Source organism: Halorussus salinisoli (genome assembly GCA_005239435.1).
Taxonomy (GTDB): Archaea; Halobacteriota; Halobacteria; order Halobacteriales; family Haladaptataceae; genus Halorussus; species Halorussus salinisoli.
In genome coordinates this window covers 1,333,105-1,347,706 of record SZNP01000001.1, presented here as the reverse complement: position 1 = coordinate 1,347,706, position 14,602 = coordinate 1,333,105, and the positions used below count along the sequence as shown (strand labels likewise).

Here is a 14,602-nt window from a genome sequence, read left to right as displayed (position 1 = left end):
AACGCGACCACGACCGCGGTTGCCGCGACTGCGGCGGCGGAGGCGACTGCGACGACCGACCCTGGCGATGGAACAGAGACGACCGACGAAACCGACTTCGTGGACTGTCCGTGGAGGGAACGAGACGAGTCGGACGACCGAGTGAAGAGCTCGTTCGGATCGTGTAGATTCACTGGCAGATTTCTTGGGCGATGGTGTCGAACGCGTCGTTTATTTCCTTCACGCTATCGGCTTTGACAAAGTTGCTTCCCCGGGGGCTAGAGGCCATTCGCTGCAACTGAGACCGGTCTCTCAGCCGAGGGATGCCGATAGTCATCACCCGAACGTTAGCCGACTTCGCATCGTTTGCCGCCGGTATTGGGCCGTGAGACCCGGTGTTGTGTTCCCCGTCCGCCAGTACGACCATGATTTTGTTGGCATTCTGCCGTCCGTTGCTCGTGAGTTCGGTTCGAGCGCGAGCGACACCACCTCCTAAGTTCGTATCTCCACTAGCGTCGAGACCACGAACGAGAGACTGAACTCGACCGAAGTTCCCGGTGAGTGACGAGTCCAATCTCACGCCAGTTGCGAAGGAAACGAGTCCAACTCGGTCGTTTCGGGCTAACAGGTCGATGAGATTTATCGCTCCCGTCTTAGCTTGGTTGAACTTCCCCGCCTGATCCGTCATCGAATTCGATCGGTCCAGAACCAGCATGACGTCGTTCCGAATCGGGTCGCAATCCGGTCTCCCTCCACCGCCGCACGACACCTCCGAGGGGTCTTTACTCGTGAAGAGTTGACGCGCGCCGACCGGACTCCCGTCGAACCTGATTTCGTACTTCCCCATCCACTGTTCTGGAACCGAGAACGCGCGGAGGTCACCCGTGAAAGCGTAGCAGTCCCACGCGCCCCTCGTGAAGCCGTTGACGCTACAGTCGTCGACGTCGTCCTCGGCGTCGCTAGTCACCACGTTCGAGTCGATACTCGCCATTTTCGACGCGTCGAGTTTGTCGATGCTCCCGCCGACCGCGAACTGGTATGGGTACAGTCGGTCGTTAGGTGCGTGGATACAGAGTTCGTGGTCCGGACGAGTGCCCCCGTTCTGACCGCCTCCGCCTTGGTTTCCGCCGCCCTGATTTCCGCCACCGCTACCCGGTTGTCCACTGGGTCTCACTTCGCTTCCGTTGTGGAGTACCGTGGCTGGTCCGGCGAGACTGAAAGCAGACACGTTTCCCGTGTATCGGAACTCGTCGGTCCCCCGTTTCGGTCCGACGTGACCGTATCCACGGTTCCCTCGCACTTGGTCGCCGCTATCTACCTGACTCAGCGAACCTGTCACGCCGAACTCGTAGACGGCGATTCCACCGCCCTCGCTTTCGATGCGAATCGTGTTCGTGCCCTGTACCGACGGGAAGTCGCTCCCGGCAACCGACCCCGACGGATGGGGAACGCCGCCCGCGTTCAATCGACTCCCGTTCCGGTACGTAGTCGCGGGTCCGGCGAGGACGAACCCGGTCAACTGGCCCGAGTAACTGAACGTGTCCGACCCCCGCTTCGGCCCGACGTGTCCGTAGGCACGATTACCACGAACCACGTCGCCGGAATCCTCCTGACGAACCGACCCGCTGACGGTGAACTCGTAGGCCGCGTGTCCACCGCCGTCGGACTCGACGCGGAGCGTGTTCGATTGTTTGCGGACCGCCGACGCCGACCCAGTGGCGAACGCCGCGAATCCTGCGGTTCCGAGTCCTCCTCTGAGAAACGCTCTTCTCGAAAAGTCCCCCGACATGCGAAACAACACAACTTTCTGGTATTTACTACATTCCATATTTTTGACGACACGACGGAGGAGTATTACGGTCACACGGGCCGCGAAACGACCGAAACCGACGGCGGTGGAAGGGTCGAATCGAGGTTCGCTCTACCGGGACCGGAGACGCGACAGGCGACCCCGCGACTCCTCGGCTTCGGCCTGCTCGCGCGCCTGCCGGTCCTGGAGTCGGTTGTACGCGATACCTGCGCCGACGACCAGTGCGAGCACTGCGAGCGACCGGAGTTTCGGCACGATCGAAGGTCGGTCGGTCTGTCCGCCGTCCGTGGCCGCCCCGGACCTGCTTCCGGAACGGAGCGAGAACGACCGCTCGTCGTCGGTCCCGGAGTTCATCGACCAACTGAACTCCGAGTCGTGAAAGTGGATTTCGAGGATTCCCATGTTCGGGAACTTCGCGGGGCGCGAACTTAGCGATTGGGGCAGTCGAGAACCCGGGGTTCGAGAGTCGGGGAGCCGACGAGTACCGAACTGAAGTAGAAGTTTCATTACCACGCGATGGGTTATTTCCAGTATGGACGAAGCGCACAGCGACTTCCTCGACAGTCTGTTAACCACTCCGAGTCCGTCGGGATTCGAGGCCGACGTACAACGCCACTGGGTCGAGTACGTCTCGGAGTTCGCCGACGAGGTACGAACCGACGAGTACGGCAACGCCGTGGCCGTAGTCGAGGCCGGCGACCCCGCCGTCGCGTTCACCGGCCACGCCGACGAAATCGGCATGATGGTCAACAGCGTGGACGACGACGGGTTCGTCCACCTCTCGCGGGTCGGCGGCACCGACCGAACCGTGACGAAGGGTCAGCACGTCGAGATTCACACCGACGACGGTCCCGTTCGGGGCGTCGTCGGCCAGACCGCAATCCACCTCCGGGACACCGAGGACGACGAAATCGAGGACGTGACCGAGCAGCACGTCGACATCGGCGTCGAGACCGAGGCAGAGGCCCGCGAACTCGTGGACGTCGGCGACCCCATCACCTTCGACACGCCGGTCCGTGAACTGGAGGGGACCCGGATGGCCGCCCGCGGGATGGACAACCGCGTGGGCATCTGGGTCGCCGCGGAGGCGGCCCGGCGCGCCGCCGAGTCCGACGTGGACGCGACGGTGTACGCGGTCAGCACGGTCCAAGAGGAACTCGGCAAGCAGGGCGCGAAGATGGTCGGGTTCGACCTCCCGGTGAACGCCGCGCTCGCGGTGGACGTGACCCACGCGGTCGATTCGCCCGACTTGAGCGACCAGAGTCACGAACACGGCGAGGTCGAACTCGGCGACGGCCCGGTCGTCGCCCGCGGCTCTTCGAACCACCCGGAAGTCGTCCGAGCAGTTCGCGAGGCCGCCGACAGTCACGACCTGCCGGTCCAGTTGCAGGCGTCGGGCCGCGCGACCGGCACCGACGCGGACGCCTTCTACACCTCGCAGGGCGGCATTCCGTCGCTGAACGTCGGCCTGCCGAACCGCTACATGCACACCCCGGTCGAGGTCATCGACACCGACGACTTGGACGCCGCGGCCGACCTGCTGGCAGCCTTCGCCGAGGAGTCGGCGGGCCGCGAGGAGTTCGCCGTGGACGTCTGATTCGACCGAGCCCTCTCCGTCATCGCATCAGGTTTATACCCTCCCTCGGAACGCTGAGTTGACAGGGGGCGTTACGGATGTCTATCAACGAGTCTCACCGAAAGATTGGACCGAGTACCGACACCGACGCGGGTGATTTCTGGCGTCACGCCTTCGAAAATCTGATCGAACATCTCCCCGAACCCGCGTTTCTCGTCGACGAGGACGGACACATCGTCCGGTGGAATCACGCCGTCGAGACGTTGACGGGGTACGCGAGCAGGTCGTCGGGAAGCACGCCTACGACGTGTTCGGAACCGAGGGACAGGACGAGACGCTGGCCGAGACGGTGATTCGGACCGGCGGGGTCGTCCGCGAAGAGAGCATCCGCTCGGCGGCGACAGCAGACGGCGACCGGGCGCATGCCCGGGCGCTCGGAGTCCCAGAGACGTGACGGAGTAGTCCCGAACGCCGGCGACAGGACGGCCGGTTCCGTCGCAGAACGACGATTTACGTTCCTGCCGGTCGTAGCACGTCGGTATGGAACTCCCCTACGGCGACACCACCATCGACCTCTCGCTGCCAGACTGCAACGTCACCGTGGCAGAACCACCCGACGGCGACCCCGCGGACCCCCGCGAGGCCGCCGAGCGAGCGATGGCCGACCCGCACGGGCCGCCGCTCCGCGAGCGCGTCGGCGCGAACGACGAGGTAGCAGTCGTCGTGACCGACGTGACTCGCGCGACCCCCGACAACGTGCTGGTCGAGGCGCTGTTCTCGGACCTCCGGGCGGCCGGAATCGACCGCGAACAGGTGAGCATCGTGGTGGGACTCGGCCTGCATCGCCCGATGACCGACGACGAGTTGCGGACGGCGCTCGGGGAGTACGCAGACCTCGCGGAGAACCACGACGCCGAGGCGACCGAAGTCGTCGGCGAAGTCGAGGGGCCGGGCGGCGAATCCGTCCCGGTCGAACTCGGTCCCACCGTGGCCGACGCCGACGCCGTGGTCTCGACCGGGATGGTCGAACCTCACCAGTACGCGGGGTTCTCCGGCGGCGCGAAGACGGTTGCCATCGGCGCTGGCGGGGAGTCGCTGATTCGCTACACCCACGGCCCGGCGATGCTCGCGCGGGACGGGGTCCGCCTCGGCAGGGTAGAGGGGAACCCCTTCCGGGAGACGCTGGACGAGGCGGGCGACCTGATAGGGGTGGACTTCTGTCTGAACGTCACGCACGGTCCGTCGGGCATCCTCGGCGCTAGCGCGGGCGATCATCGCGACGTGGTTCGAGGCCTTTCAGAGTTGTGTAAAAGAACTATTTCTATTTCTCTGAGCGATACGTACGATGCCGTCGTCGCAGGCGTCGGCGCGCCGAAGGACGCAAACCTCTATCAGGCGACGCGGGCCGCGACCTACGTCGCGCTCGGCGATTACGACCCCCTGCGCTCTCGCGGGAGACTGGTCCTCCCCGCGCGCTTGCAGGAGGGCGCGGGCGAGGGCACGGGCGAGCGGCGGTTCTACGATCGGCTGAACCGGGCCGAGAGCGCCGACGCGCTCTACGAGGAGATGCGACGGGGCTACGAACCCGGCGCACAGCGCGCCTTCGTCGCGGCGCGAGTCCTCCGGGAGTACGACGTGTTCGTCACCGACAGCGAACGTCCCGAGGTGGTCGAGGACTGTCTGATGCACGCCCGTGAGTCGGTTGAAGACGCCGTCGAACCGGGGAGCGACGTGCTGGTGGTGCCGGACGCGCTCGACACGTTGCTGGTGGCGGAGTGAGTGCCCGACGAACAGACCAGTCCGCACCACTAACGGTTCCCCGGTCCGAATCGATACGCGTGCCGCTTCTACAGTTCGACGTGACGTACGACGCGAGCGCCGACGAGAAAGACGCGTTCGCGGACGAGGTGACTCGACTCTACACAGACATTATGGAGACGACAGCGGAACACGTCGCCGTCACGCTTCGGGACCGGAGCGATGCCGACCTCCATCTCGGACGCGCCGAGTCGGGTCCGATACTGCTTTTGAACGCCGACGTACGGGAGGGCCGTCCAGTCGAAAAACGACGAGAGTTCGCACTCGCGGTGATGGACGCCGCGAACGAGCGATGGGGCGTACCCGAACCGAACGCGAAGGTCGTCTTCACCCAGCACGCTGGTCCCGAGATGATGGGCTACGACCGAATCGGCGACGACTGGGACGCGGCCGAGGAGGAGTAGGGCGGCGATTGCGGCGGTGCTCGACTACCAGAGGACGTAGGGCCAGACGAATTGGAAGAGCAACCAGATGAACCCAGTGAGGACGACCGTCATCAGGAGGTTCAGCACGACTCCCGCGCGCATCATCTGGCTCTGCTTGAGGTATCCGCTCCCGAAGACGATGGCGTTCGGCGGCGTTGCGACCGGGAGCGCGAACGCGAAACTCGCTGCGATAGCGCCCGACACCGAGAGGAAGACGGCGGCGGCGACGTCGGTGAGGCCGAGCGTGGCCGCGAAGACTCCACCGATGCTGATGAGGATGGGGATGATGATGGTCGCGGTGGCCGTGTTCGAGGTCATCTCCGTCAGGAAGATGACGAGGAGGACGACGACTGCGACCACCAGCAGGATTGGCGCGCCCGTTAGCGACTTGAAGATAGTGTCGGCGATCCACTTGGTCGCACCCGTCGCGGCGAGCGCGTCGGCGAGCGCGATACCACCACCGAACAGGAGGATGGTCCCCCAGTCGATGTCGGCGAGTTCGTCCCACTCCATCGTGTCGGCGAGCACGAGCGCCGGAATGGACATCAGTCCGACCACGACGTAGTAGAACAGTCCCTGATGACCGTCGACGCCGAAGACGCTCGTCCCCTCACCGCCGAACAGCGTCACCGCCCACGCGTCGGGGAGGAGGGGAGCGACGAAGTCTCCGAGGCCGCCGAGGACCCAGAGCAGCGCGGTGCCGGTGAAGATGGCCGCGACGCGCTTGCCCCGCGGGTCGAGCGACCCCTCCTCCGCGAGGTACCTGCTGGCCTCCTCGCGGGCGTCACTCACGTCCTCGACCTGCGGTGGGTAGAGGACGTACGTGAGCATGTACCAGACGATAGGGAGCGTGACGACGACGACCGGGAGGCCGATGAGCAACCACTGGGCGAACCCGATCTCGTACCCCAACATCTGGTTGAGTTGCGACGCCAGCACCGCGTTCGGTGGCGTCCCGATGAGCGTGCCGACGCCGCCGACGCTCGCGGCGTATGCGGTGCCGAGAAGCATCGACACTTGGATGTTGCTGAACTCACCATCGCCAGCGAACTCGGCGGTCGATGCCGCACCGCCGTCCGCCGCCACGTCCGAGTTCACCTCGTCCGCAGTTGCGGAGGCCGCTTCGACGCCGTCGCGGCCGATGACCTGCGTGAGTACGCCCAGCGCGATGGGCGTCATCATGGCCGTCGTCGCCGTGTTCGACACCCACATCGAGAGGAACGCCGTCGCCAGCATGACCGAGAGTACGAGTCGCCGGGGCGAGGTCCCCATCGTCGACATCATCCACAGTGCGATTCGGCGGTCGATGTCGTACTTCTGGAGCGCGTTCGCCAGCATGAATCCGGCGATGAACAGGAAAATGAGGTGGTCGGCGAAGCCGACGAGCGCCTCGTCGAGATCGGCATACACCCCGAAGGTGGTTAGCAAGATGGGTATCGAAAGTGCGGTCACTGCGAGCGGGAACGTCCCAGTTACCCAGAGCACGCCCGCGAAGAACATGGTGGCGAGCGCGAACTGCCCTCGCACCGAGAGGCCGTTCGGAGTCGGAGCGCCAGCGATGACGGCGGTCCCCAGTAGTGCGAGAGCGAACATCACGACACGTCTACGTGCCGACGACAACCCCTGTATCATTGATACACGTTCACGCGATGGTATGTACCGATTAATATCTTACGATTAGTGAACAGGGGAATCGGACGGAGCTAAAAGTGTTCGGCGATTGCCCGAACCTGCTCGTCGTCGAGTTCCGCGGCGTAGAGTTCGAAGAGCAATCGTCGCCGAGACAGCGAAAGCGCCCGCGTACCGCTTTCGAGCATCGAGACGTGTGCCTGCACCAACTCGTCGACTTCGCGTTCGATAGCCCGCTGTTCGTAGCCCGCGGCGACCCGTAGCAAGCGCCACGCGAGCGGCGAGAGGTTCGAAACGTCGACGTCCTTCGGGTCTCCCATCGAACGTACCCATCACGTCGGCCTCTTATAAATATCCGGACACTGGTCCGTGAACCCCTTCGACTCGCCCGCTGGTCCGGGTCGTCGTTCACGCTATCGGGCCGCCGACGCTCCGCCCGCGCTCTCGTACTCGTCGCCGATTTCGTCCATCACGCGGTCGTGGAACTCCTGGAGAACCGCGCTCTCATCTTCGGCCAGCACGACGTCGCTGGCCATCAGCGTGGCGAGACCGAACGCCTTCGGCGTCGGCGTGTCCACGCGGTTCTGGACCACCGTCACGTCCCCGGCCTGCACGTCGCCCAGCACGTCCTCGATGGCCGAGACCGCGAGTTTGTCCTCGATGATCTCCCGGTAGGTCTCCTCGATGACCGCGAAGTCCTCCAGGTCCCGAGCGAACCCCAACAGCATCTCGCTGGAGACCTGCTGTTCGCTGGCCGACTTCTCGTAGCCCTTGTACCGCTTCAGGATCATAAGCGACCGGGTGGCGTTGATGCGGAAGTACCGCTGGAGGAGTTCGGTGCCGTCGAGCGCCGCCCGGAGGTCCGGGCGAACCTCCTCGGGGTCGATGTCGCGCAGAATCTCGGCCACGTCCACCTTCCGATTCAGCGGCATCGAGACCGTGAATCCGTGGTCGGCGACGGCGACCGAGACGTTGGTGTTGGCGGCGTTGGCGCATCGATAGGCCACGAGTCGCGAGAGACCGTCGTTGAACTTCCGGCCGTAGTTCGAGTGGACGTAGTAGTGGCGCTCGTACTCGTCGCGGTCGAGTTCGATCTCGACCGCCAGTCGGGAGTCGGTGCTGACGCTCTCGGGTCCGGCGTATCGAATCTGCTCGTCGAACATCCGGGCGATCGCCCGGACGCTGTTCTCGTCCAGCGGTAACTCACGGAGCCAGACCCTGGCCGCGGGCTTGCCCCGCTTCCGGAACGTTTCGAGCAGGTCGCCCTGAAACTCCAAGATGGACCTGCCGAGGTCGTAGGAGAGGGGCAGGCGCTCGGAGAACCACGAGGGGACCGTGGGCCGAGCGTTCGTCCTGTCGGCGTACACCTTCGACCCTCGGCGGTACTCGAACTCGAAGTGCTGGCCGCCGAGGACGAACACGTCGCCCTTTTCGAGCGTGTCGAGATACGACTCGTCCAGGTCGCCGACCCACTCGTTGTCGCCGCGAGTGAACACGTCGCAGGTGAACGAGTCGGGAATCGTCCCGATGTTGGTCATGTAGATGACTCGCGCCAATCTGCCGCGCTTCCCGACGAGGGGTCGGCCCACGTCGAACTCGGGGTAGTGATACTCGCCGTCGGGCGGGTCGTTCTCGTCGCGCCAGATTTTGGCGTAGACGTTCTTGTCCTCCAACCCCTCGTAGTCGGAGGTCAGATACCGAAAGAGGGTCTCGAACTGGTCGTCCGAGAAGTTGCGGTAGGGGTAGGCCCGCCGGAGCGTGTCCCGGACCTCCTGTTCGGGCCGGACCGCGTTGATGGCCATCCCGTAGACGTGCTGGGCCGCCACGTCGTAGGCCTCCTCGGGGACGAAGACGCGGTCCACGAACCCTTCCTCGGCCTTCTTCAACATCACGGCGCACTCCACGAGTTCGTCGCGGTCGAGCGCGATCACCCGGCCCGCGACGGTCTGGCCGAGTTGGTGGCCCGCCCGCCCGACGCGCTGGAGCAGGGAGGCCACCGACTTCGGCGACCCGACCTGCACCACGAGGTCGATGTGGGGCATGTCGATGCCGAGTTCGAGGCTGGTCGAGGTCGTCACCACGTCGAGAGTGCCTTCCTTCAGGTCCTGCTCGATGGACTGGCGGGCCTCCTTCGAGAGACTGCCGTGGTGACACCCGGAGTTTTCCTCGTGGTAGGCGTCGTATCGCTCCCGGAGGTTGTGGAGAACCCTCTCTGCGCCCGACCGGGTGTTGGTGAAGACGAGCGTGTTGGTGTGGTCGCCGATTAGGTCGTGAAGTCGGTCGTAGAACCGCTCGTTCACCACGTCTCTGGGCGTGTCGATGAGGTCGTCGGTCGGGCACTGTAGTTCGATATCGAACTCTCGGACGAACCGCGTGTCCACGATTTCGCGGTCGCGGGCGGGTCCGGCGCTCGACTCGTCGCCAGCAGACTCCCGGCCCACGAGGAAGTCCGCGATGTCTTCGAGGGGTTCGACGGTGGCCGAACAACCGATTCGGGTCGGCGACGTCTCGGCCAAGTTCTCCAGTCGCTCCAGACTCACCGCGAGGTGGGTGCCCCGCTTGCCGTCGGCCAGACTGTGAATCTCGTCCACGACGACGTACTCGACCGTCTCCAGTTTCTTCTTGAATTTCGGGGAATTGAGCAGGATTGCCAGCGTCTCGGGCGTCGTGTTGAGGATGTGCGGGGTCTCTTTCAGCATCTTCTGGCGGGCCGCGTCGTCGGTGTCGCCGTGGCGGATGGCGTGGCGGACCTCGCCGACCTCCCCGCCGCGGGCCTCGGCCTTCTCGCGGATGCCTTCCAGGGGCACCTCCAGATTTCGGTGGATGTCGTTGGCCAGCGACTTGAGCGGCGAGACGTAGAGGCAGTAGACCGAGTTGTCCAGTCCCGACTCCTGCTCGCGCTCCCGGCGGAACAACTCGTTCAGAATCGCGGTGAAGGACGCCAGCGTCTTCCCGCTCCCCGTCGGCGACGCGACGAGGGCGTTGGTCCCCTCACGGACGAGGGGGATGGCCTCCTTCTGTGGCGGGGTGAACAGGCCGCCGTTCTCCGGGACGTACTCGCCGAACTGCTCGACCCACCACTCCCTGACTTCGGGTTCCAGCGATTCGAGGACGGCGGCGTCGTCTACCTCGACCGACTCGGCGTCGAAGTCGAACTCTCCGCGCGCCAGCAGGTCGCGCGCTCCCATCTTGGCGGTCCGTTAGGGGCGGGAACTTAAGACGGTTTGGCCACCGGAGTGAAAGTGAAACGGGCGAGTTCGGCGTCCGCGTCGGGGTCGGGGGGTTCCGTGGGCCTAGCGCGTTCGGCGGTCGGTGAGTTTAGCGGGTGGGCGGGTCCCGGCCGCGGACCCGACGGGCGGCGCGGACGACTGCTGGCGAAAATTCGGGCGAAGTTCGGACTTATCTCTTTGCCACCCAGTGAAAGTGTAATCGGTCGCGCAGAGCGTAGTACCGTGTGTCGGCGTCCGTTTCTCGAAACGAAGTCAGATATAAATCGTCCGGCGTCGTCGTACCACGATTCCGTCTCGTCGAAGGTCCACTCCCCGGAACTCCGGCCACGCCGGAAGATGCGCGGGAATCGGCATCCAAGCCATTAACACCGTTCGGCCCCGCGAATCCAACATGCAGGTCACGTTTCTCGGCACCGGAAGCGCGATGCCGACCGGCGAGCGGTACCAGACCGGCCTCGTCGTCGAAGACGAGGAGGCAGACCGACGCGTCCTCGTGGACTGCGGGAGCGGCGTCCTCCACCGGCTCCAGCAGTCGAATATCGGCTACGAGAACGTCTCGACGGTTCTGCTCACCCACCACCATCTCGACCACGTCGCCGACGTCCTGCCCCTGCTCAAGGCACGGTGGCTGGCGGGCGAGGAACACCTCGAAGTCGTCGGCCCCTCGGGCACCAAGTCGCTGATGGACGACCTCCTCGACGTCCACGATTACCTGAAAGGCCGCGTGGACCTACAGATTCGAGAGGTCGGTGCCCACGAGTTCGAGATCGCCGGGTTCGAGGTCGAGGGCTACGAGACCCGCCACTCGCTCCCCTGCTTGGCCTACCGATTCGGCGACGAGTTCACCTTCAGCGGCGACAGCGAGGCCTTCGAGGGACTCGCCAACTTCGCCGACGGGTGCGAGGCGCTGGCCCACGACTGCTCGTTCCCCGACGAGGTGGACGTGGACAACCACCCGACGCCGACCCAACTCGGCGAGGCGCTGGCGGGGTCCGGCACGGACATCGACACGGTGTACCTGACCCATCTCTACCCCCACACCGAGGGTCGCCACGAGGAGATGCTGAAATCCATCAGGGCGGCGTACGACGGTGACGTGCGGTTTCCGGACGATTTGCAGACTATCGAACTGTAGGAGAGACGCGTTCCCGAACCGGTCGCGGCAGAACCGGGAGGTGCCGCAGGCGTGATACGGGGAACGGCATGACGCGAAAGCGTGACAGACGACTCGACCAGTCCGCTAAGTTTGGAACGGTTTCGACTCGACGGCCAGACCGCAGTCGTGACCGGCGGGTCGAGCGGTATCGGCCGGACGATAACGGAACTGTTCGCGGCCGACGGGGCAGACGCGGTGGCGTGTTCCCGGACGCTGACCGACGTCGAGGCCGTCGCCGAGGAAATCGCCCAGAGCGACCGCCCCGGTGAGGTCCAGCCGGTCGAGTGCGACGCGACCGACCGCGAGGACGTCGAAGCGCTCGCGGACGCGGTCGCTCCCGGGCTCGTCGGCACCGAGAAGGTCCGAGACAAACTCGGCGGACTACTCCCGGCAGATTCGACCCCGCGCCGAACTGTTTTACGCCGACCTCTCGTTCCGTAGCCCGTGTCCGAAGACTGCCCGTATCTTGAATACCGGTCGCTGTCCGACGGAGCCGGTTCGGACGACACCGACACCGACACCGCCGAACCCCGCGCGTACTGCACCGCCGCCCACGAGTTCGTCCAGCCGATGCGCGCCGACATCTGCAACGACCGGTACGACCTCGACCACGAGACCGACTGTGAAATCTACCGGGACCACGAGGGGCTTTCCGAGGTCCCGAACGGTGGCAAGAACAGCGAGGACGCCGAAGACGAGACAGCCACGACCGCCGGAGAGGGACCCGACGGATGACCTACGACGACTACCTGGACGGCGAATCGGTTATCGTCACCGCGGCGCTCACGGGTGGCGTCCACGGCAAGGAGGCCAACCCGAACCTGCCCGAGACGCCCGACGAGATCGGGCGGGCCGCCGCCGAGTGCGAGGAAGCAGGGGCCGCAGTGGTCCACCTCCACGCCCGGCGCCCCAGCGGCGAGCGGTCGTTCGACCGCGAGCGTTTCCAGCGAATTACCGACGAGGTGCGCTCGCGGACGAACCTCGTCGTCCAGCACTCGACCGGCGGAACGGGCGCGTCGCTCGACGCCCGCCGCCAGTCGCTCCGGACCGACCCGCCGCCAGAGATGGCCAGCCTCGACATGGGACCGCTGAATCGGTATCGCCACCTCACGAGCGAGAACACCCGAGGCATGGTGGACTCGCTCTACGACGAGATGGCCGAGCGGGGAATCAAGCCCGAACTGGAGGTGTTCAACGACGGCCATCTCAACGAGGTTCGGGGCCTGCTGGACCGGCGCGAACTCGACGACCCCGTCTACGCGACGCTCATCTTCGGCGGCGGCACCACCTCGCCGCCCTCGCCTCGAAACCTGCTGAACGCGGTCGAGAACCTGCCCGACGGCGCGCTGTTCAACACGCTCGGATTCGGGAGGCATCAGCTTCCGCTCACGACGATGGGCATCCTGCTCGGCGGCCACGTCCGGGTCGGACTGGAGGACAACGCCTACTTCGGGCGGGGCGAACTCGCCGAGAGCAACGCGCAGTTGGTCCGGCGAACGGTCGAACTGGCCGAGACGCTCGGACGCCAGCCAGCGACTCCCGACGAGGCACGCGATATCCTCGGGCTATAGGTCTCACGCGGGCTTCTCGGGTCGTATACCAATCGGTTACGCTCCCGTCACCTGCTTACCCATCCGTCCGACAAGGCTCAAGGCCGCAGTTCGGCTAGAGGGGGTATGAGCGATTCGGAGACGCCGCCACTCTCGAACGTCAACCACGTCACGAACGTCTGCACCGACATAGACCGGACCCAGGAGTTCTACGAGGACGTACTGGGGTTTCACACCGTCAAGATGACCGAAAACTACGACGACCCCGGCACGCCTCATTACTACTTCTCGCCGACCCCCGAGGGCGAACCCGGCACCGTCATCTCCTACTTCGAGTATCCGAACTCGCAGGGGACGCCCGGTCCCGGCGCGTCCCACCACTTCACGCTGGGGGTCGAGGATAGCGAGACCCTGCGCGAATGGCAGAGCTACCTGCAAGAACGGGGCGTCCGGGTCTCGCAGGTTCGAGACCGGACCTACTTCGAGAGCATCTACCTCTCGGACCCCGACGGCCTGACCATCGAAATCTGTACCGAGGGACCGGGCTTCGCCGTGGACGAGGAGGTTCCGGGAAGCGAGTTCGTGGAGGTGTCGAGCCAGCGATGACTGCGAACCGCAGTCCCCACGCCGGCGAGTCGGACCCCCACGCCGGGCAGCAGGTCGCCACCGCGGGCGCGGACTTGGCGGACGCGGACGCCGCGGTCGTGTTCGTCCACGGCCGCGGCGCGACCGCCGAGGGGATGCTGGAGATGGCAACCGAGTTCGACGCCGAGGGCGTGGCCTACCTCGCGCCGCAGGCCCGCGGCCGGACGTGGTACCCCAACTCCTTCCTCGCGCCAATCGACGACAACGAACCGAGTCTCTCGTCGGCCCTGAGTTTCCTCGGCAGGGTGCGCCAGCGCGTCGCCGACGCCGAGGTTCCGACCGACCGAACCTGCTTCGTCGGCTTCTCGCAGGGTGCCTGCCTCTCCAGCGAGTTCCTCGCCCGGAACGCGCAGGAGTACGGCGGGTTGGCGGTGCTGAGCGGCGGCCTGATCGGACCGGACGGGACTCCGCGAGAGTACGAGGGCAGTCTGGACGGGACGCCGGTCTTTCTGGGGTGTAGCGACCGCGACCCCCACATCCCGGTCGAGCGCGTCCACGAGACCCGGGACGTGCTGGACGACTTGGGCGGCGACGTGACCGAGCGCATCTACGAGGGGATGGGTCACGGGATAAATCAGGAGGAGATGGAGTACGTCCGAAATCTGGTCGAAGACGTTGCTTCGATTGAGTGAGTCGTCGGTTTTGAGTTGGCGTTGGAGTTCTCGGTTTCGAGTCGGCTTTTAGAACATTCAGGTGCAGAAAGAGGAGAGAGGTGAAAGGGAGCAGAAGCTAGCTACTCCTTGAGCCAATCGTACCGTAACCGCACTGCACAGCACCGCGACTG

Annotated in this window: 15 protein-coding genes and 1 pseudogene; 11 read left to right on the top strand and 5 right to left on the bottom strand. The window is 65.2% G+C overall.

What is annotated here, in order from left to right; all coding sequences use genetic code 11:
• Positions 1–169 precede the first annotated feature (169 nt).
• Together E2484_RS11135 and E2484_RS11130 are read right to left on the bottom strand one after the other, a co-directional pair.
• Complete coding sequence (locus tag E2484_RS11135; protein WP_170977300.1) at positions 170–1,768, bottom strand: vWA domain-containing protein; 1,599 nt, start codon at positions 1,766–1,768, stop codon at positions 170–172.
• Between the two features lie 132 nt (positions 1,769–1,900).
• Positions 1,901–2,191, bottom strand: a complete 291-nt coding sequence (locus E2484_RS11130) for a hypothetical protein (RefSeq protein WP_137285253.1) — start codon at positions 2,189–2,191, stop codon at positions 1,901–1,903.
• Positions 2,192–2,321: 130 nt separating this feature from the next.
• On the opposite strand from E2484_RS11130, the gene E2484_RS11125 reads away from it, so the two are divergent.
• From E2484_RS11125 to E2484_RS11110, 5 genes and pseudogenes are all read left to right on the top strand, one after another.
• The gene (locus E2484_RS11125; RefSeq protein ID WP_137285252.1) at positions 2,322–3,386 is read left to right on the top strand and encodes a M20/M25/M40 family metallo-hydrolase; all 1,065 of its coding nucleotides are present in this window, start codon (positions 2,322–2,324) and stop codon (positions 3,384–3,386) included.
• Positions 3,387–3,463: 77 nt separating this feature from the next.
• Positions 3,464–3,601 (top strand): annotated as a pseudogene (locus E2484_RS25515) (methyl-accepting chemotaxis protein); the annotation flags it as partial.
• A 5-nt stretch (positions 3,602–3,606) separates the two neighbouring features.
• The gene (locus tag E2484_RS25510) at positions 3,607–3,819 is read left to right on the top strand and encodes a hypothetical protein (protein ID WP_321112453.1); all 213 of its coding nucleotides are present in this window, start codon (positions 3,607–3,609) and stop codon (positions 3,817–3,819) included.
• Between the two features lie 86 nt (positions 3,820–3,905).
• Positions 3,906–5,144 carry a lactate racemase domain-containing protein gene (locus tag E2484_RS11115; RefSeq protein WP_137285251.1) on the top strand — a complete coding sequence of 413 codons (1,239 nt, stop codon included), beginning with the start codon at positions 3,906–3,908 and terminating at the stop codon, positions 5,142–5,144.
• Positions 5,145–5,203: 59 nt separating this feature from the next.
• Positions 5,204–5,587 carry a tautomerase gene (locus tag E2484_RS11110; protein ID WP_137285250.1) on the top strand — a complete coding sequence of 128 codons (384 nt, stop codon included), beginning with the start codon at positions 5,204–5,206 and terminating at the stop codon, positions 5,585–5,587.
• A 24-nt stretch (positions 5,588–5,611) separates the two neighbouring features.
• Here E2484_RS11110 and E2484_RS11105 read toward each other — a convergent pair whose 3' ends face one another.
• The 3 genes from E2484_RS11105 to E2484_RS11095 all read right to left on the bottom strand — a co-directional run bounded on the left by E2484_RS11105 (position 5,612) and on the right by E2484_RS11095 (position 10,425).
• Complete coding sequence (locus E2484_RS11105) at positions 5,612–7,240, bottom strand: SLC13 family permease (protein ID WP_137285249.1); 1,629 nt, start codon at positions 7,238–7,240, stop codon at positions 5,612–5,614.
• Positions 7,241–7,311: 71 nt separating this feature from the next.
• Positions 7,312–7,557: a hypothetical protein gene (locus E2484_RS11100; protein ID WP_137285248.1), complete on the bottom strand. Its 246-nt coding sequence runs from the start codon at positions 7,555–7,557 to the stop codon at positions 7,312–7,314.
• 93 nt (positions 7,558–7,650) lie between these two features.
• Positions 7,651–10,425: an ATP-dependent helicase gene (locus tag E2484_RS11095; RefSeq protein ID WP_137285247.1), complete on the bottom strand. Its 2,775-nt coding sequence runs from the start codon at positions 10,423–10,425 to the stop codon at positions 7,651–7,653.
• A gap of 433 nt (positions 10,426–10,858) precedes the next feature.
• On the opposite strand from E2484_RS11095, the gene E2484_RS11090 reads away from it, so the two are divergent.
• The 6 genes from E2484_RS11090 to E2484_RS11065 all read left to right on the top strand — a co-directional run bounded on the left by E2484_RS11090 (position 10,859) and on the right by E2484_RS11065 (position 14,450).
• Positions 10,859–11,602, top strand: a complete 744-nt coding sequence (locus E2484_RS11090) for an MBL fold metallo-hydrolase (RefSeq protein WP_137285246.1) — start codon at positions 10,859–10,861, stop codon at positions 11,600–11,602.
• Between the two features lie 111 nt (positions 11,603–11,713).
• A complete protein-coding gene (locus E2484_RS11085) occupies positions 11,714–12,064 on the top strand; it encodes an SDR family NAD(P)-dependent oxidoreductase (RefSeq protein ID WP_394347902.1) in 351 nt (116 codons plus the stop codon).
• A gap of 3 nt (positions 12,065–12,067) precedes the next feature.
• Positions 12,068–12,358, top strand: a complete 291-nt coding sequence (locus E2484_RS11080; RefSeq protein WP_321112386.1) for a hypothetical protein — start codon at positions 12,068–12,070, stop codon at positions 12,356–12,358.
• Positions 12,355–13,194, top strand: a complete 840-nt coding sequence (locus E2484_RS11075) for a beta-keto acid cleavage family enzyme (protein ID WP_137285244.1) — start codon at positions 12,355–12,357, stop codon at positions 13,192–13,194. Before E2484_RS11080 ends, E2484_RS11075 begins: the two co-directional genes overlap by 4 nt.
• A 105-nt stretch (positions 13,195–13,299) precedes the next feature.
• Complete coding sequence (locus tag E2484_RS11070) at positions 13,300–13,779, top strand: VOC family protein (protein ID WP_137285243.1); 480 nt, start codon at positions 13,300–13,302, stop codon at positions 13,777–13,779.
• Positions 13,776–14,450 carry an alpha/beta hydrolase gene (locus E2484_RS11065; protein WP_137285242.1) on the top strand — a complete coding sequence of 225 codons (675 nt, stop codon included), beginning with the start codon at positions 13,776–13,778 and terminating at the stop codon, positions 14,448–14,450. Before E2484_RS11070 ends, E2484_RS11065 begins: the two co-directional genes overlap by 4 nt.
• The last annotated feature ends 152 nt before the right edge of the window (positions 14,451–14,602 follow it).

Excerpts from the sequence above, each read along its gene's own strand:
- E2484_RS11135 (WP_170977300.1), bottom strand. The coding sequence starts at position 1,768 with ATGTCGGGGGACTTTTCGAGAAGAGCGTTTCTCAGAGGAGGACTCGGA.
- E2484_RS11130 (WP_137285253.1), bottom strand. The coding sequence starts at position 2,191 with ATGGGAATCCTCGAAATCCACTTTCACGACTCGGAGTTCAGTTGGTCG.
- E2484_RS11125 (WP_137285252.1), top strand. The coding sequence starts at position 2,322 with ATGGACGAAGCGCACAGCGACTTCCTCGACAGTCTGTTAACCACTCCG.
- E2484_RS11115 (WP_137285251.1), top strand. The coding sequence starts at position 3,906 with ATGGAACTCCCCTACGGCGACACCACCATCGACCTCTCGCTGCCAGAC.
- E2484_RS11105 (WP_137285249.1), bottom strand. The coding sequence starts at position 7,240 with ATGATACAGGGGTTGTCGTCGGCACGTAGACGTGTCGTGATGTTCGCT.
- E2484_RS11100 (WP_137285248.1), bottom strand. The coding sequence starts at position 7,557 with ATGGGAGACCCGAAGGACGTCGACGTTTCGAACCTCTCGCCGCTCGCG.
- E2484_RS11095 (WP_137285247.1), bottom strand. The coding sequence starts at position 10,425 with ATGGGAGCGCGCGACCTGCTGGCGCGCGGAGAGTTCGACTTCGACGCC.
- E2484_RS11090 (WP_137285246.1), top strand. The coding sequence starts at position 10,859 with ATGCAGGTCACGTTTCTCGGCACCGGAAGCGCGATGCCGACCGGCGAG.
- E2484_RS11075 (WP_137285244.1), top strand. The coding sequence starts at position 12,355 with ATGACCTACGACGACTACCTGGACGGCGAATCGGTTATCGTCACCGCG.
- E2484_RS11070 (WP_137285243.1), top strand. The coding sequence starts at position 13,300 with ATGAGCGATTCGGAGACGCCGCCACTCTCGAACGTCAACCACGTCACG.
- E2484_RS11065 (WP_137285242.1), top strand. The coding sequence starts at position 13,776 with ATGACTGCGAACCGCAGTCCCCACGCCGGCGAGTCGGACCCCCACGCC.